Genomic DNA, 18,702 nt, shown 5'->3' on the forward strand with positions numbered 1-18,702 from the left:
GATCAAAAAAAGGCCGTCCAAAGAGGATCGGCCTTGAGCATACAAAAAGTGAATTAAACTAAAGCGTTGTCTTTGGCATTCATGTTTTCTGAAACGATCTGTCCGTCAAACAAGTGAATAACCCTGTGTGCGTACTCAGCATCCAACGGAGAGTGTGTCACCATTACTACGGTGGTCCCGTTTTCATTCAGTTCGGTCAGTAGGTTCATTACCTCCTGTCCGTTGGCAGAATCCAGATTACCTGTTGGCTCATCCGCCAGAATCAGTTTAGGCTTGGCCACCACAGCTCGCGAAATGGCCACACGCTGCTGCTGACCACCAGATAACTGTTGTGGAAAGTGATTTCTACGGTGCATGATCTTCATCTGCTCCATCACTTCTTCCACCCGCTTCTTGCGCTCAGAAGATGAGTATTTCAGATAAATAAGGGGAAGCTCAATGTTTTCATAAACCGTCAACTCATCAATCAAATTGAAGCTCTGGAACACAAAGCCGATGTTGGCCTTTCTAAGCTCCGCTCTTTTTCGCTCAGAGTAGGTTGAGATTTCCTGATCTGTAAAATGAAACTCCCCTTCAGATGGGTTGTCCAATAAGCCCACAATGTTGAGCAAAGTGGATTTACCACAACCAGACGGGCCCATTATGGCCACAAATTCACCTTTTTTGACCTCCAGGTTCACACCAGCCAGGGCTGTTGTTTCTATTTCGTCTGTATAGTAGAACTTCTTCAGTCCCACAGTTTTGATTAACGCTTCAGAGTTTTCCATTGTCTAAAATTTTATTTTGTATGTCGATTAGGTTTATTATTTAAATACTAGTTTGTCTTTGTCGTCGTAGCCTTCGTAAGAAGAGACTACTACTTTCTCGCCAGGTTGCAAGCCTTCTATGACTTCATAATATCTTGGGTTCTGTCTGCCCAGCCTGATTTGTCTTCTTACGGCCTCTGATTCATCAGCGGTCAGCACGAAAATCCAATTGCCTCCGGTGGTTTGATAGAAGCTTCCTCTTGGTATCTGTACTGCGGTAATATTTTCACTCAACTGCAACCTGATCTGCAGGGTCTGGCCTCTTCTGATACCCTGAGGGATGGTGTCAGTAAATACCATATCCACAGAAAACAGACCATTAGCCACTTCAGGGTATACTTTCGAAATCTGCAGCGTATAAGAACCTCCCGCGAAATCAAAAGTACCTGAAAGACCCTGATAAATTCTGGCAATGTAGTGTTCGTCTATCGCTGCCCTTACTTTGAAGCCATTCAGGTCGTCGATCTGCCCAATGTTCTGTCCAGGAGAGATGGATTCGCCCACTTCCGCATTCACAGTACTCAGGCTCCCTGATATAGGTGCTTTGAAGTACAGGTTATCCAGATTCTTCTTGATCATTTCCAGATTATCTCTGGTCCGATTGAGGGTAGATTCGGCCTGTGCTATCTGTAGTCGGGCATTCAGTGAATCAAACTTGGCTGACTCTATCTGAATAACCTTACTGTCAATCAGTCGATCATAAGCCCGCTTCAAATTCAGATACTCTTGTTCAGAAATGATCTTTTCGTCATAGAGCTCCTGTCCTCTGACATACGCATCTTTAGCTTCATCGATCTGGTAATCAAGCTCTATAAGGTTGCGTTTCAGTTCAAACTGGTTCCTCTTCAGGCTCAACTTGGTGTTTTCCAGGCTGTTCATCAGGATAAATGCCTGAGTCTCTTCCCGCACGAAGTTTTGCAATAGGTCATTGTTTGAAAGCTTCAGAATAGTGTCACCTTTGTCCACCAATATCCCACCTTCGTAATATTTCTTCTCTACCACGCCACCTTCTATCGCATCCAGGCGAATCGTTTTGATGGGCATCACAGAGCCATCCACAGGAATAAACTCTCTGAATTCACCCTCCATCACAGTGGCAATGTTCACTTTCTCACGTTCCACATTCAGGCGGGAGCCGCCATCGGCAAAAATGAAACTGTATAAAATGAAGATGACGAACACACTGGCTCCACCCCAGGTAGCGATACGCTTTAACGTCCACTTTTTCTTTTGAATCTTTCGGTCCATATTCTTTGTCTAGTCTGTCCCCCCTATGCCAATTAAAGTGCCAATGATTGTAAATTGCTGAAATATAACGAGTTAGGGGATTATGGGATTATGAAGCATCTGTGCGCTTGTACAAAATGGAACAGGAAACTGTCCGCAAGCGGGCATAAAAAAAGGTTCAATCCGCTCCCGGACTGAACCTAAAGGTCAAAAACTCAAAATAAAAGAACTAATAGATATCAAAAATAACCTTTTTTATGACAATTCAAAGTTTTAAACAAAGTGTCATAGGAAAAGTTGATAGTATTACTATTATATTTATAAGTAAAAACACTTAGTATGGTGGTATTACAATTGGTACTCAATAAAAATCTCTATTCAAAAGATCCCCAGTCTTCAGAATTGGGGCAACGGATTACCGAGCACAGTATAGAAATGATCCACCAACTGGGATTCGAAGGGTTCACCTTTAAAAAGCTTTCTGACAGGATAGATTGCACCGAAGCTTCCGTGTACAGATACTTTGAAAATAAGCACCGACTTTTAGTTTATCTCATCACCTGGTATTGGGCGTGGCTGGACTATCGGATCGAATATGAAACGCATAATCTGGAAGATCCAAAGACAAAACTCAGCCGTGCGCTACGGATCATTACCGAGAAAAAGATGAAAGATCCAGCCTTTCCTGATATCAATGAGGAAGCGCTGCATAAAATTGTGATTGCCGAGTCGCACAAAATATATCTTGCCAAGCAGGTGGATGAGGATAATAAAGACGGTTTTTTCAGAGGATACAAGTCTCTATGTAAAAAGATCGCTGAGTTTATCACAGAAATAAATCCGTCTTACCCGTACCCCAGTACCATTGTAAGCACGGCAATGATGGTGGCCAATCAGCAAATATTCTTTGCGGAACACCTGCCTTCACTCACTGAGCTTAGTAAAGAGGACGATCCATATATGGCCAATTACGAATTTCTGAAATCAATGATCTTTCAAACTATTGAAGCATGAATAATCATCAGATCATCAAAGTAATCCAGGAGTGTGCAGGTTACTTAAATCTAGAAGTGTCAAGTGATGTTGTTCAATCTCTGGAGAGGAACTTCAGGGAGTATGATAACCTCGATCTCATTGAGTTCATTCGGGATACGGTGGAGTCGGGAAATGATTGCGGCATTATTTTCCTGGAGAAGCACCTCAAAGAATCCCTTTTTCTGAAATCCATGAGTAGCCACAGTGCTCCGGTCATGGTATTTGCCAAAGACGATGAGCTGGCTCCGGTCCTCATCACTCGAAAAGGAAAAAAATACCTCTTCACAAAAATACGGGAAGAGGGAGTGGAAAAGTGGGAAGGGGATGATCTGACAGCACTGGACATGGCCTGTACAGAAAAACTTGAAGTCATTTTTCTGGCCATTTTTGATCATCAAAGTTTGGTGAGCTCAGACAAGGATTATCTGGATAAGACCCCGGTCTCTGCTGTCTACCGACTATACAAGCTACTCGCCGCTGAACGTCAGGATATCCTGTATGTCTACATCTATGCCGCTCTCATAGGACTACTGGGATTAAGTCTGCCTCTTGGTATACAAGCCGCAATAGAACTGATCAGCGGGGGCGTGCTCTTTAGTTCAGTCTATGTGCTCATAGCATTCATCATCCTGGGTGTCATTGCCACGGGGGTGCTGCAGGTATTTCAAATCACCATTGTGGAATACCTGCAAAGAAGGGTATTTACCAAAGCAGCTTTTGAGTTTGCATTCAGAGTGCCTCGAATACAGATGGAGTCTGTGCTAAATCTCCACATGCCTGAATTGATGAACAGGTTCTTTGATGTGATCACTCTTCAAAAAGGTCTACCAAAGCTGCTAATCGATCTATCCACTGGTATCATTCAAATCATATTCGGACTGATCTTGCTGTCATTTTACCATCCCTTTTTTGTGTTTTTTGGTCTGGGGCTTTTGGGCACTCTATTCAGTATCTTCTATCTCACAGGTCCACAGGGACTGAAATCAAGCATTGTAGAATCTAAGTATAAATACAAAGTCGTCTATTGGCTGGAAGAAATGGCTCGCACCTTATATTCTTTCAAGCTGTCAGGTAACACTAACCTTCCGATCAAAAACACCGATTTGAATGTAAACAGCTACCTCAAACATCGGAGTGCTCATTTCAAAGTACTGATCAAACAATACTCCTTCATTCTACTCTTTAAAGTGGTAGTGACAGGCGGCCTACTGATCATAGGAACTATCCTCGTCATCAATCGGGAGATCACTTTAGGTCAATTCGTAGCTTCAGAGGTGATCATCATCCTGATCATCAATTCGGTAGAGAAAATCATCATGTATATGGATGTGGTCTACGACATGCTCACGGCTGTTGATAAAATTGCCCAGGTAACAGACTTACCTCTGGAGCCTTCAGGGGGAATTGACATTCCCGCGAGCCAACTCAATGAAAAAGGGCTTTCGGTAGAAATAAAAAACCTTCAATATACCTACCCAGACAGAGATCATCCTTCGATCTCAGACATCAATCTCAGTATAGCTCCAGGCGAAAAAATTTGTATCTCGGGAGGGGGCAACTCTGGCAAAACCACCCTCACCAATGTGATCGCCGGCATACACACCAAATACGAAGGAGTGATCACCTACAACCGTTATAATCTGAAGGATCTTGACAGAACCCATCTGAGAGATCAGATTGGTAAAAATGTATCTCAGGAAGACATCTTTGAAGGAACCATACTTGATAATATCCTGGTAGGTAAGCCCTTTTCTAATATGAGTATGGCCATGGAAGCTATGGACAAAGTTGGGCTCATGGACCAAATCCATGAATGGCCGGAAGGATTCAACACCCCTATTCGAAGTGCCGGGAAAGGGTTTAGTAGTTCTTTTATCAACAAACTGATACTGGCCCGCTGTCTGGCCAAGCAGCCCTCCCTTCTCATCCTCAACGACTTCTTCAATAGCGCACAAAAACATGAACGACTCAAACTAATAGAAATACTCACCAATCCGGAAATACAGCGAACACTCATAGTGGTATCAAACGATCCCCTCATTATGGCCGCAATGGACAGGGTGATCTATATGGATGCAGGTAAAATCATCGCTGATGACACCTTTGAAAACGTCTTGAAAAACGAAAATATTCTTAAAAATATCTACTGAGATGCTGAATATAACTGACGATAAAATAGACGATATGTTGGAGGAAGGGGATTTTTACTCCCTCCATACCCTAAAAACACCAGGTATGGGGCGTCTTCTGGCGAAGGTCAGCCTAACCTTAGTGGTATCCGCCTGTCTTTTCCTGTTTTTACCTTGGCAGCAAAACATTCGGGGCTCAGGCAAAGTGACCGCACTCAACCCTCAAAATCGGCCTCAAACCATTGAAAGCGCAATCTCAGGAAGAATAAAAGTCTGGAAAATAAGTGAAGGTCAGCATGTAACCCAAGGGGACACCATCCTTACCCTATCGGAGGTTAAGGATAAGTACTTTGACCCAAATCTACTGACACGGCTTAGCCAACAGCTGGAAGCCAAGGAACAGGGGCTTGCCGCCAAAATGTCCAAAAAAGAAGCTCTGGAAAGGCAAATCATCGCCCTGCAAGAGACTCGCGCTATCAAGCTGCGCCAGGCCAGAAATTATTTCCAGCAAAGCATTCTTAAGTTGGAAATTGACAGTATCGCTTTTGAATCTGAAAAAATTCAATTCGCCAACTCCGAGAATACTTTCGATCGAAACCAAAAACGCTACCAGGCAGGTAACATCACGCTCACAAAATTTCAGGAAATAGAATCCAAGTTTCAGGCGAGCAAAGCCAAACTGATCTCAGCAGAAAATAAATGGCTTCAAAGCAAAACCGAACTTATCAACTACCGCATCAGCATAGCCGGTACCGAAGCGGAATATCAGGATAAGATAAGCAAGGCACAGTCTACAGTGAGTGAAACGCTAGCGGATATACATGCCACGGAAGGTGAGATTGCTAAAATCAAAAACGAATTTTCCAATATGGAAATTCGAAATCAGCAGTACCAAATTATTGCTCCCCAAACGGGCTACATTGTACGGGCCCTCAAGGCCGGAATAGGAGAAACCATCAAAGAGGGTGAAGCTGTGGCGACCATCATTCCAGATAGCGACGACCTGGCAGCCGAAATGCACGTAAGAGCAATGGATCTGCCATTCATCAGCACCGGACGTAAGGTGAGGATCGAGTTTGACGGCTGGCCATCGCTGCAGTTTTCTGGCTGGCCCAATGCATCGGTGGGGACTTTCGGCGGAATAGTCAGTGTCATAGATCGGGTAGACAGCAAGCCAGGATCTTTTAGAATACTTGTGGCCCCCGATCCAGATACTGAAGCCTGGCCCGAGCAAATCAGAATGGGCTCAGGCATAAAGGGCTGGGTCATGCTCAACGACGTACCTATCTGGTTTGAGCTATGGAGGCAACTCAATGGCTTCCCTCCCAGCATCTATGAAAATCAGCAAACCACGACAAATACTTCCAAAAAATGAGGCTTAAATGGATCATTCTCTTCCTGCTGCCAACATTCACAGGGTTCTCTCAGGCGCCTGATTCCGCGGCTCTAAGCCTGGGTGATATCTTCGCGATAGCCAAGGCCAACCATCCCATCATCAGACAAGCCAAATTGCAAGATGACATGGCCGTAGCTGAGCTCCTATATACGAAAGGACAATTTGACCCGAAGGTTCAATCCAATTACAATGTCAAAAACCTCAACGGAACGAAGTACTACCAAAAGTTTAATAACGCACTTAAAATACCCACCTGGTTTCCGCTTGATCCGAAATTCGAAGTTTACAGAAATCAGGGAGCATATCTGAACCCGGAGAGCTATGTGAGCAGCAGCCAGGACTACTGGCAAGTCGCCGCTGGTGTAAGCTTACCTATTGGAAAAGGGCTCTTTATAGATGAAAGAAGAATGCTGGTGACTCAGGCCCGACTCTACTCCGGGCTGGCTCAAGCCGAAAAAATAAAGCTTATCAACAAGACGCTACTTACCATATCCAAGTCCTACTGGGACTGGTATTTGGCTTACAAAAAATATGAGCTCACTTCATCTGCCATTGAAATAGCCCGGGAGGTGTTGGCCAGGACTCAACTGGATTACGAATTTGGAGAGGCCGCTGTAGTGGACACCATTCAGGCCAAAATCACTTATCAAGGTCGCCAAACTGATTTTGAAAAGGCTAAGTTAGAGCTGTTACAGTCGCAGTTGGCACTTTCGGTCCACCTCTGGAGCGAAGAGGGGATTCCACTGGAGCTTTCAAGCGGCTCCTTCCCGGTCTCAGAAGATACTGACTTCATGGTGCCATCAGATTCAGGCTTTCAAATACTGGTGGCATGGGCACTCAATAACCACCCGGACCTGCAAAAGCTCAGTACCAAAAGAGACCAACTCGAAGTGGAGCAAAGGTGGAACAAAGAAAGTCTGAAGCCAGAGCTGAATTTGAGCTATTCGCTAATCGATGCACCGTTCAATGCCGACGGATTCGAGTCCCCAGACTGGGAGAATAACTACAAACTTGGTGTGGATTTTAGCATCCCCATCTTGCTCAGAAAAGAACGCGGGAAAATACAAAAAAACAGAGTGTACCAAGAGCAAATTGAATTTGAAATGTCTCAAACCAGACTGACCCTTAGCAACCAGCTCCAAAGCACTTATGCCGAACTCAAGACCAACCAGACCCTTGCTCAACAATTTTCGAATATGTCCCAAGGGTATCGGCAGCTATTTGAAGCGGAGATCTTTAATCTGGAAAGCGGAGAAAGCGATCTCTTCAAATTGAACATCCAGCAGGAAAAATACATCGGTGCCCAGATCAAAGCCCTTGAAGCTTTGGTGAAGTTTGAAAAAATGAGGTACCAGCTGCCTTACGAGGTAGGGCTACCCAATCTTTCCTATCAAGTATTGTACGAATAAGGACACCTCATGAAATAAGTGTACATTTACGGACAAGCAAAAACTCCGAAAATAGCCTTGCATCCAAAACTGATCACTTTTTCTTAGTTGGCATAGTTTCTGGCTTTCATTAGGTGTAATTTTCAAATCAATACACAAAACACTGCTACCCGTGGATAAAGAACTAGGTAAAATTTTAATAATCGATGATGATGAGGATGTGCTGTTGGCAGCCAAAATGCTTCTGAAGAAACATGCCAAAGAAGTCCTGATAGAAAAGAATCCAAAGAAAATCCCTTTTCTGCTCAACAACGACACTTATGACCTGATTTTGCTGGATATGAACTTCAGCAAGGATATCACGAGTGGAAAGGAAGGTTTTTACTGGTTGGAGCAGATTTTGGATAAAGACCCACAGGCCGTAGTGGTGCTCATTACAGCTTTTGGCGATGTGGAAATGGCGGTGAGGGCCCTGAAGGCTGGTGCCACTGATTTTGTGCTCAAGCCATGGCAAAATGAAAAATTGATTGCCACACTCAATAGTGCCGCCAAACTAAAGGAGTCTTATAAGGAGGTCTCACAACTCAAGCAAACCAGCAAGCAGCTGCAGGAAGACAGCAACCTGGCTTTCAAGAACATCATAGGTGAGAGCAACGAGATCAAAGAAGTCTTCAAAATCATCGATAAAGTAGCCGGTACGGATGCTAACATTTTGATCCTGGGTGAGAACGGTACCGGTAAGGAGCTTATCGCCAGAGCTATTCACCAAAAATCTTTGAGAAAAGACAATGTATTCATTGGGGTAGACATGGGTGCCATCACCGAAAGTTTATTCGAAAGCGAGTTGTTCGGTCATAAAAAAGGGGCCTACACAGATGCCAAGGAGGATCGTGCAGGACGGTTTGAGATCGCCAACAATGGCACCCTTTTTTTGGACGAGATTGGCAACCTGAATATGCCGCTCCAGTCCAAACTACTCACCGCTCTGCAGAAGCGTGAAGTCACACGGATCGGCAGCAACCAGTCACTGCCCATAGACATCCGACTCATCTGTGCCACCAACATGCCTATCTATGAAATGGTAGGAGAAAGCACCTTCAGACAGGATTTACTTTATCGTATCAATACCGTAGAAATCCATTTGCCCCCGTTGAGAGACCGGTTGGATGACATCCCTTTGCTGGCTAATCATTTTCTGGAAACCTACAATCAGAAGTATCGAAAGAATATTTCCAAGATTGCTCCAAATACGATCAAAAAACTCCAAAAATACAGCTGGCCCGGTAACATCAGGGAACTCCAGCATGCCATTGAGCGAGCGATCATCATGAGTGACACGGAAGTCCTAAGCCCGGATGATTTCTTCTTTTTGGCCCAAAAGCCAGAAAACAATAACACCGTAGAAGCTGATAATTTCAATCTGGATGAGGTAGAAAAAAATGTGATCCAGCGCGCCGTGAACAAGCACAATGGAAACATCTCGAAAGCAGCAAAAGAACTGGGTCTGACCAGAGCCTCACTCTACAGAAGGCTGGAGAAATATGGGTTATAACAAATTTCGATATCAACTAATAGGCCGGGTAATCCTGCTCGGCCTCACCATCTTTCTGTTTGCCAATCTCTTTTATACCGAGAGTTATACATTCAGTAAAATTCTCATATTCCTGCTCATTTGTGTGCAGGGGTATTACCTCTTTTATTCTCTGGAAAAGTCCAATAGGGAAATCATTGGTTTTTTACAAAGCATCAAATGGGACGACTTCTCGCACACTTATCCGGAGCGAAAGGAGGGGTCGAGCATTGATGAACTTTACAATGAGTTCAACGCTGTAATCAAAAAATTTCGAGAAATCAGGGCCGAAAAGGAGGCCAGCTATCAGTACCTCAAAACCATCGTTCAGCATGTGGGGATAGGCATTGTTACATTTGATGCTCAGGGCGAAGTACAGATCATCAACACCACGGCGCGCACCCTTTTGGGTGTAAAACACCTCAAAAACATCAAACAGCTAAAGGTTATCAACGAGGAACTGGTAACAACGCTTCGGGAGCTTCGCACCGGAGGAAGGGATCTGGTGAAAATCTCCAAAACGGATGAGGACGAAATACAGCTGGCCATCTATGCGATTGAATTGTCCCTGCGAGGTAAAGAATTCAAGCTGATCTCCCTCCAAAACATCCAAAGTGAGCTGGAAGAAAAGGAAATGGAAGCCTGGCAAAATCTGATTAGGGTACTCACCCATGAAATCATGAATTCTGTCACCCCGATCTCCTCACTGGCACGCACCATAGAATCGGAGATGGAGGAGTGGCTCGATAATGGGCAGGACATCAATCAGATCAACAATGAGCAGATTAGTGACTTCCACACTGCCCTACACACCATCCACAGGAGAAGTGAGAGTCTGATCAAATTTGTGGGTGATTTTAGAAATATGACCCATATCACGCTCCCCAACCTGTCTCAGGTATGTATCAAAGAGCTAATCGGGCATGTGGTTTCGCTACTCAAACACGATTTTCAGCAAACCGGGGTGCAGTTAGTGCAGGACGTACCTGATTCGCTTTGCATTCAGATAGACGAACAGCAAATAGAGCAGGTAGTCATCAATATTGTGAAAAATGCCATTCAGGCACTTGGAGAAGTAGACGATGAAGACATCCAAAAAACCCTGTGGATCAAGGCTTCTGAGCGGCCAGAGGGCGGTGCACTCATTTCCATCAGAGACAATGGGCCTGGCATCGAAGAGGAAGCGCTCAAAAAGATTTTCATCCCATTCTACACCACCAAGAAAAGTGGATCCGGAATTGGGCTGAGCCTTTCCAAACAGATCATGAGAAATCATCGTGGGTCCATAGCTGTACGCTCTGTGATCAATGACGGTACAGAATTTACCCTGAAATTCTCTCAGTAAATCACTATCTTAATTTCTCAATCCGAAACCATTGAAATACATCTTCATCATACAAGGCGAAGGCAGAGGTCACATGACCCAGGCACTTTCACTCGCTAAAATACTCAGGCAAAATGGCCATGAAATCACCAGGGTAATTGTGGGAAAAAGTGAGCGCAGGTCCATTCCACAGTTCTTCACTGACAAAATTGGCACCGAGGTGGTGCCACTGGAAAGTCCAAATTTTGTCACAGACAAGCAGCAGAAGTCCGTAAAACCCTTTCGGACGATAGTCTATTCCCTGCTCAAAGCTCCCATTTACAAGAAATCAATGGATCGGATGGATGAGATCGTGCGTGAAGATGAGCCCGATGTAATTGTCAATTTTTACGATTTCCTGGGTGGGCTTTATAATTTTTCACGGCGACCTAAGGCGTTGTTTATCTGTATTGCGCACCAGTACCTCATTAGTCATCCGGAATTTGATTTTCCTCCAAAGAGAAAACTGGATAAACTCTCTCTACAAATGGGAAATAAAATCACCAGCCTGGGGGCCAACAAGATATTGGCGCTCTCCTTTCAGCCGTTTCAGGATGTACCAAAGAAAAAGCTGTATGTAGTGCCCCCATTGCTCAGAGATGAGGTAAAAGAGGAGCAGGTAACCAGCGGAGATCATTTTCTGGTCTATATGGTTAACCCCGGATACTCAGCTGAGGTAGAAAAATTTCATCAAACCTACCCAGAGCAGGCCTTGCATTGCTTTTGGGACAAAAAAGAGATACCGGAGGAGCACCAAATAGATGCCACCCTTACCTATCACCAGCTCAATGATGAGAAATTCATCTCTAAAATGGCCAGCGCAAAAGGATACGTCACCACTGCGGGCTTTGAGTCAGTATGTGAGGCTATGTATATGGGTAAGCCTGTACTGATGGTGCCTGTGCAAGGCCACTATGAGCAGGCCTGCAATGCCGTGGATGCCATGAAGGCCGGGGCGGGTACTTTCAGTGAATCTTTTAATATTGAAAAGCTGTATCAATATCTACCCAATCATGTCGATATTAGTCGACCATTCCAGCAATGGGCAGACCAGGCAACCGAAATGTTTCCCAAACACCTGAAGTAATGGCCATCATCAGCAAGAAAAAAATTCCCTATAAGATCAGCACAAGGCTGAGGGCATATCTGAATAAGTATGACCGGGAAATTGCCTTGCCCATCGCATATGACTCACTCCTGAGGTATGACAATTCCATACCCTTGTATGACAGAAATGGTAACGATACCCTGTGGGAGACCGTGCTATATCCGCAAGATGATATGGCGGATATTTATTTTGCGCTGAAAAAAATCTACTCCATCATGAAAGCAGATGGTGACGTGGGAGTCATGGACCACCTTTTCATTGACCGGGTAGATTTGTGCGTCTACGGCAATACACAACCCTTTCGAGTGAGGATCGTCAATCGCATCAACGACAACTTTGACTATTTCTATATCAAAAATGCTGACGCTTCCCGTATCTACGGCTTGGAACTTGAGCACTTGCTCTCCCCTAATAAAATCAGCTATGTGGTCTATAAAGACACACTGATAGAAGAACATATTGTGGGTATTCCCGCCGAGCAATTTATCAAAAATCACCTCAAGGACCCTAACCTGAATGAGACCAGGCTGGCCAAAGAATTTGTGAAGTTCAACGAACGGTGCTTTGTAAGGCTCCTTGGAGACATGCACTCCAGCAATTTTGTGATTGATATCACCCCTGATTTTGAAGAAGTAGATTACCGCCTGAGGGCCATAGATTTTGATCAACAATCCTATGAAGGGCGTCGGGCGATTTATTTACCGCAGTATTTTAAGCAAAATAACCCCATCATTAAAATTGGACTGAAGTCTCTGACACCCGAAACCGTTCGTCAGTACCAGCGTGAGGAGCGTTCGCTGATTGCCAATAGGGTGAAAGTAGAGAAGATCAGAGTGGATGATCTGCTTAGCGCTATGACCCATGACCGGATATCGAAACCCGGAAATGTGGCTCGTCTGGGGGAAGAGTTAGCAGAATTTTACGAAGAAACGGAATTCATTCACTGCAAGAACATGGGTGAATTGGTGGAAATGAGTCTGGAAATGCTCATCAAAAAGCCCGAACTGTATAAAGATTACTAAAAGGTGTAGGTCTTCAATACAGGAACACGCCTACTGGATCTTCCAGCTTCACATCCACGTGTTCGTCTATGGTAGTGGATAGCTCATATCCTTTGTAGTTGGCCGAAAGGGGAAACTGTTTGTGGCTTCTGTTGACCAACACTGCAATCTGAAGCTTCTTGACTTCCACTTCCAGCAATGCGCTCATACTATGCGCCATGGTTTTGCCTGTATTGAGCACATCATCTACCAAGATGATCACTTTCCCTTTCAGATTTTTGGAGGGCACATCCAGTGTGACCTCCGAAGCAAGTGGCTTCTCTTTATTTATCTCAAGCTTGATCAAGCTGATCTTTACACCTTCCGCTATCGCCGAGAGCTCACGCACAATCCTTTCAGCAAGTAAATAGCCTTTGTCATAAATGCCAACAACCACGATGTTCTTTTCATCAAAGTTGTTTTCATAAATCTCAAAGGCTATCCGCCTGATGATTTGATTGACTTGTACTTCAGATAAAATAAGATTTTGTGCAGCTATCATGACAATGGCACAGGCATCACTTTGCTATCCTTGAAAGTAGAAAGAATCACCATAGACTGCAAGCTGTCTACCACGTCGATCTCACTTACTTTTTCCAGCATGAGGCGCTGATAGGAGGTAATATCTTTAGAAATAACCTTTAAAATAAAATCCCCAGAGCCCGTGATGTGATGACACTCAATCACTTCAGGAATCTGATTGATCTCAGCCAAAAAGATATCAATGTTCTTTTTGTTATGGCCCTTCAAAGTAACCTGAACAAAAGTGTGAACACCCAGACCTATGCGCTCGGTATCCAGTTTGGCATGGTAGCTCTTGATAATACCTGAATTTTCCAACTTTTTTACTCTTTCCAGGGTTGGGGCTGGCGACAGACCTATATCTTTTGATAATTGGGCGTTGGTGATCTTAGCGTTTGATTGTAAAATCTCTAAAATCTTCCTGTCTATTTCGTCTAGCTTTAAGTGCAGTGAATTTAACTTCATTCCAAATTTTATTTGCTGCAAAGGTAATAATAATTATAAATATTTGGATTCTTTCGACTAATTCTCTTCGGATAAACAATCCATTCTCCGTTTCCCCTAAAAGCAGCGATTATTGCTTGATTATGCGTGCCCGATGGGTTCCACCATTGTGTTTGATGGAAATAAAATAGGTACCAGACTTTAAGGTCTGAAGGTCTATGGTGAAGGTCGTAAGCCCTGAAGGGCGGTTATAGAGGTTTTTTTGTTGTTTCACCTGTCCGGAAAGATCGAGTATGGTCAGTTCTACATCGCCATCCAAAGGTAAAACCATCCGGATATGCGTACGGTCTGTTGCCGGGTTTGGAAACGCAGGCTCAAAAATCGTTCGGGCTTCCATGTTAATACACCCTTCGTTATTTTCTGGTATTTGATCCGGTACATTATAGGGGGCCACCAGGCTCACACACAGGTACCCTAGTTTGGACACTGATGGAAGGCTGACACTTAAACCAATGATCGCTTCTTTCCCTTTATTGATCCGTTTGGTTACATTTTCCGAAAGGGTAAATTCATTTTCAAGGGTAATTTGCACCTCAAACAGCTCAACAGGCAGGTTACTTTTATTACTCACATCCAGCAGGATTTTCTGGAGGCCTCCGTCTTCTATCAGCTGTATTTCATTTACCACCAAATCCACCACTGGCAAAATGGATTCAATTTCGGTGCTTACACTGTCCCTACAGCCATTCTCATTTGTGGCAACTAATTTCACCGTTTGCAAACCTTCTGTCCCAAAGCTCAGCGATGGGGTCATCTCTTCAGAGGTGAGCTCTCCATTCACATACCATTTGTAGGTCTGTCCATTCACCGTTTCGTTTTCAAAAACCAAAGAAAATGGCGGCACCCCAAAGTCATTGGCAGGAGTGAAAGCCACCTCAGGTTTGGCGTAAACCTCCAAAGTCTCCGTGTGGGAAACCATACAGCCAAATGCGGTCTCCACTTCTAATGTCACATCATGCAGACCACTGACATCTGCAGGTATTTCGATTTTACGTCCATTGCCCACAAACCCTCCGTTCAAAAGCCATCTCCTCGAGATAATCGCATCGTTTATTGCTACAGACTGGTCAGATACCGTAATGACCTCATTCTCACACACTCCATCGATGAGGAAATCCAGCTCTGGCAATGCCAGTATCTCTAGAGTTTTGACTTGTTCTGCTGTGCAAAGGCTCCTGTTATTCACCATCAGGCTCACTTCATAGAGGCCCGGCTCCACAAAAGCATAGGTCAAAGTGTCATCGTCAGAGGCTTGAGTCACTCCATTGATCTGCCAGGTTCGGCTGATAATCTGATCAGGGTTCTTGGTTTGATCTACAAACGAAGAGAAGTCTCCCTGGCAGGCCTTTGTTATGGAAAAATCGACTTGAGGCTGCCCCAATACTTCGATAGACTCGCTATAAGTAGCAGAGCAACCATTGGAGGAAAAAACTGTCATCGTCACGGTTTGTGAACCCTCCCGGTCAAAGTACACGCCCGGATTTTTATCTTGCGAAACCGGTATATCTTCAATGTACCACTCCCACTCCACAATGTCGGCACCATTGACGATAGACACGTCGGACAATATGGTCTCATCACCCTGGCAAGCTATATCATATTCGAACTCTGGCTCAGGAATGGCTCCCACTATTACCTGTTTGGCAAGGAAATTTTCGCATCCATTCTCGTCAACATTGGAGACAGTCACATCATATAAGCCAGGTTCGGTATAAAAATGCTCTGGATTTTCGGCTTTACTGATAAATCCATCCCCAAACGTCCATGCAAATGAAGTCCCTTCTGAAAAATTGGTAAACTCAGTAAACTCTCCATGGCAGGCGGTATCCGCCTGAAAGGCGATCTCTGGTAAAGGAAGGATGGTTACAGTTTTGGTAATAATCTCCGAGTCACACCCGGGTATAGATGAATACAGTGATATGGTCTTCTCCCCTGGCTGATCAAAGTTGAACACCGGAGATGTGGAGACCGTATCCCCAAGCTCTGTAGACCAGTAGTAACTTACTCCGTCCCCGTAATCCGAATCATCTGCCAGATTGGTAATAAAAACCCCGTCTCCCACACAGTAGGTGGTTTGGTCTGTGGAGAAGTCAGGCTCAGGTGGTCCTGGATAAATTGTAATAGTTTTCTTCGCTGTATTGCCACAAGAGGAACTATCTCCGATGGTCAGCACAATGGTATAGTCCCCAGCCACTGAATATCGATACGTAGGATTAGGCTCACTACTGTCCTCTATGCCATCCCCATTAAAATCCCAGCTATAGCTCACGATGTCCTCTGGAGTACTACTCACTGAGGTAAAGGTATTCGCATTCGCTATACAGCGGTTTTCATCTACTGTGAAGCTGATGTCCGGAGCTACATCTCCGGTCACCGTAACCGTATCTACATCATATGATACATTTCCTGACTCATCTATGGCAGCCAAACTCACATAATAAGTCCCTGAAGATCCGTAACTCACCTCGATTGGCTCATACGAGGTGCTCTCTTTTATCGTAGAACTACATCCATTATCGAAATCCAACCGGTAAACATCCTGACTCACATTGTCGATCAAAAAACCAACGCTATCAGCTAACATACTGATCCCGGAAATATTCGAAAGCCCCAAACTTGCAAAACTTACCGTCTCAGGTGAACTCCCCAACCCTGAAGTGAAATCCAGCCGATAGAAACCACTGTTCCCAGATATCAGTCCTCGCCAGATCGTACCATCATGACGTAGCTCCACCTGACTCAGGCTACTCAAACCAAGATTGATGGTCTCAAAAGTCGGAATCTGATAAAGACTATTGCCAAATAACAACCTATGAAGGTTGCCATTGCCGGCCGAGACTGTAAATCCATACCAGCTGTCACAGTCTTTACCTATACTCAAATCCAATGGAACATTTGAACTTGGGATCGCTCCACTCTTCAATACCGATTCGCTACTCACAGTATTGGTAATGGATGTGCCAAAATTTAACAATGCTACCGTATTGTCACCTCTGTTGACAACCACCAAGATCAAATCTCCTCCTGACTCCTGAAGTGACATCCCCCTCGGCCGATTCAACTTGCCCCCGTAGTTACCCAAACTTGTTGCGGTGGGTGTATTATCCAGAGTAACTCCAAAATCAAGAAATATTAAATTATTAGTCACCTGGTCATTGGTCATCAACCCATACCAATGACCTCCCTCTTCGTGAAGCAATATCCTATCTGGTGAGGATAATAACCCGGATGGGTTATTCAAATTCTTAACCACAGGTATATTGCTTATACTGGCTCCAAATTCAAGCCGATAGAGTCGATTATTGGTACGCTCTGTTATAAACCCATACCAATTTTGACCATCATTACCATAAGCCATGTCCGATGGTGAAACAGTTCCTGAGTTTTTTATCAGTTGTGAAACTGGCATTTCCCCTAATTCTCCAGAGCAAAAGTCCCACCTATACGCAGTGGCATTTACACTACCGTTTGTTAATCCCAGAGTCTCTCCTAAACACAAAACATCTGAACTATTTATTATTATCTCCGAGGACGGACATGCCGCAGGATCAACTTCGATCAAAGCCTCAAATGTGTCTGTACAGCCTTGAAAAGTCTCTATCGTCAATTGAACCTGATATTCTCCTGGGCTTGTAAAAATCACACTCGGTGATTGCTCAGTACGCTCCTCTTGACCTTCAATATTCCAGACCCAGGTTTTTACACTATCTCCTGACAAAGTCAAATCCTCTCCAGTAAAGGTCACGGGAGCATCCTCTTCTATCTCTCCATATAAAACATTAACTAATGGCTGATCATTGACGGTAATTGACGATTCATACTCAGTGACGCATCCTCCATCGTTAAATACTGTCAAGCTAACATTGTAGGTGCCAGCTGTAGCATATTCATAAACCGTGTCTGCAGCCGATGATGTACCCTCCCCGTCTCCAAAATCCCAGCTGTAACTTGAGATCTCTGAACCTTCTACCTCGCTCGAAAATTGTACCGCTTCCCCAAAACAATTGTTTGAATAACTAAAATTAACTGCAGGACCTTCTGAAATTGAAATCGTTGTGTCTGTTATTGCCGATTCGCACCCCGGTAGAAACACCTGAAGACTTATCTGATGATCCCCTGGAGTATCAAATGTATACACTGTGTCGAATTTTGTCACAACATCTCCTCCTATCACCCACTCAAATACCAATGCATCCCCATAACCTGCTGTATCCGTCGTATTGACAAACTCCAGTTCATTATTCGTACACAATGAACTGTAATCAATTGTGAATTTCGGTGTGGGTGGCTCTGGGTAAACAGTCAACTCCTGACTAAATAAATTTCTGCATCCTCCTGAAGAAATAATCTCTAATAATACTTCATATGTACCTGGGAAAGTATATTGATAGGATGTGTCTGACTGGCTCGATGTCCCCTCCCCATCGCCAAAATCCCAGCTATAGCTCACTATGTCCTCAGGAGTACTACTCACTGAGGTAAAGGTGTTCGCATTCGCTATACAGCGGTTTTCATCTACTGTGAAGCTGATGTCCGGAGCTACATCTCCGGTCACCGTAACCGTATCTACATCATATGATACATTTCCTGACTCATCTATGGCAGCCAAACTCA

General features: G+C 44.3%; 13 protein-coding genes. 8 read left to right on the plus strand and 5 right to left on the minus strand.

Going from position 1 to position 18,702, the window contains the following annotated elements:
* Nucleotides 1-53: 53 nt before the first annotated feature.
* Together GV030_RS20525 and GV030_RS20530 are read right to left on the minus strand one after the other, a co-directional pair.
* Nucleotides 54-767 (minus strand): ABC transporter ATP-binding protein, encoded by a 714-nt coding sequence (locus tag GV030_RS20525; RefSeq protein WP_159585224.1) that lies wholly within the window; start codon nucleotides 765-767, stop codon nucleotides 54-56.
* 36 nt (nucleotides 768-803) lie between these two features.
* A complete protein-coding gene (locus GV030_RS20530) occupies nucleotides 804-2,054 on the minus strand; it encodes an efflux RND transporter periplasmic adaptor subunit (protein ID WP_159585225.1) in 1,251 nt (416 codons plus the stop codon).
* Between the two features lie 318 nt (nucleotides 2,055-2,372).
* On the opposite strand from GV030_RS20530, the gene GV030_RS20535 reads away from it, so the two are divergent.
* The 8 genes from GV030_RS20535 (at nucleotide 2,373) to GV030_RS20570 (ending at nucleotide 13,044) form a co-directional block, all read left to right on the plus strand.
* Nucleotides 2,373-3,047 carry a TetR/AcrR family transcriptional regulator gene (locus GV030_RS20535; RefSeq protein ID WP_159585226.1) on the plus strand — a complete coding sequence of 225 codons (675 nt, stop codon included), beginning with the start codon at nucleotides 2,373-2,375 and terminating at the stop codon, nucleotides 3,045-3,047.
* On the plus strand, nucleotides 3,044-5,218 hold the full coding sequence (locus GV030_RS20540; protein ID WP_159585227.1) for a peptidase domain-containing ABC transporter: 2,175 nt from the start codon (nucleotides 3,044-3,046) through the stop codon (nucleotides 5,216-5,218). Before GV030_RS20535 ends, GV030_RS20540 begins: the two co-directional genes overlap by 4 nt.
* A gap of 1 nt (nucleotide 5,219) precedes the next feature.
* Nucleotides 5,220-6,572 (plus strand): HlyD family secretion protein, encoded by a 1,353-nt coding sequence (locus GV030_RS20545; RefSeq protein ID WP_159585228.1) that lies wholly within the window; start codon nucleotides 5,220-5,222, stop codon nucleotides 6,570-6,572.
* Entirely contained in the window at nucleotides 6,569-8,002 is a 1,434-nt protein-coding gene (locus GV030_RS20550; RefSeq protein ID WP_159585229.1) for a TolC family protein, read from the plus strand. The genes GV030_RS20545 and GV030_RS20550 overlap by 4 nt, the downstream gene beginning before the upstream one ends.
* Nucleotides 8,003-8,153: 151 nt before the next feature.
* A complete protein-coding gene (locus GV030_RS20555) occupies nucleotides 8,154-9,533 on the plus strand; it encodes a sigma-54 dependent transcriptional regulator (protein ID WP_159585230.1) in 1,380 nt (459 codons plus the stop codon).
* Entirely contained in the window at nucleotides 9,523-10,896 is a 1,374-nt protein-coding gene (locus GV030_RS20560; RefSeq protein ID WP_159585231.1) for a PAS domain-containing sensor histidine kinase, read from the plus strand. Before GV030_RS20555 ends, GV030_RS20560 begins: the two co-directional genes overlap by 11 nt.
* A gap of 31 nt (nucleotides 10,897-10,927) precedes the next feature.
* A complete protein-coding gene (locus GV030_RS20565; RefSeq protein ID WP_159585232.1) occupies nucleotides 10,928-12,001 on the plus strand; it encodes a glycosyltransferase family protein in 1,074 nt (357 codons plus the stop codon).
* Nucleotides 12,001-13,044 carry a hypothetical protein gene (locus tag GV030_RS20570; protein ID WP_159585233.1) on the plus strand — a complete coding sequence of 348 codons (1,044 nt, stop codon included), beginning with the start codon at nucleotides 12,001-12,003 and terminating at the stop codon, nucleotides 13,042-13,044. Before GV030_RS20565 ends, GV030_RS20570 begins: the two co-directional genes overlap by 1 nt.
* Nucleotides 13,045-13,057: 13 nt before the next feature.
* Here the strand turns inward: GV030_RS20570 and GV030_RS20575 are convergent, their stop codons facing one another.
* The 3 genes from GV030_RS20575 to GV030_RS20585 form a co-directional block, all read right to left on the minus strand.
* Nucleotides 13,058-13,564 carry a phosphoribosyltransferase family protein gene (locus GV030_RS20575; protein WP_159585234.1) on the minus strand — a complete coding sequence of 169 codons (507 nt, stop codon included), beginning with the start codon at nucleotides 13,562-13,564 and terminating at the stop codon, nucleotides 13,058-13,060.
* Nucleotides 13,561-14,049: an Lrp/AsnC family transcriptional regulator gene (locus GV030_RS20580; protein ID WP_159585235.1), complete on the minus strand. Its 489-nt coding sequence runs from the start codon at nucleotides 14,047-14,049 to the stop codon at nucleotides 13,561-13,563. The genes GV030_RS20575 and GV030_RS20580 overlap by 4 nt, the downstream gene beginning before the upstream one ends.
* Before the next feature lie 109 nt (nucleotides 14,050-14,158).
* The coding region (locus GV030_RS20585) for a PKD domain-containing protein (protein WP_159585236.1) at nucleotides 14,159-18,702 on the minus strand (4,544 nt) is incomplete at its 5' end.

The organism is Marinoscillum sp. 108 (assembly GCF_902506655.1).
GTDB lineage: Bacteria > Bacteroidota > Bacteroidia > Cytophagales > Cyclobacteriaceae > Marinoscillum > Marinoscillum luteum.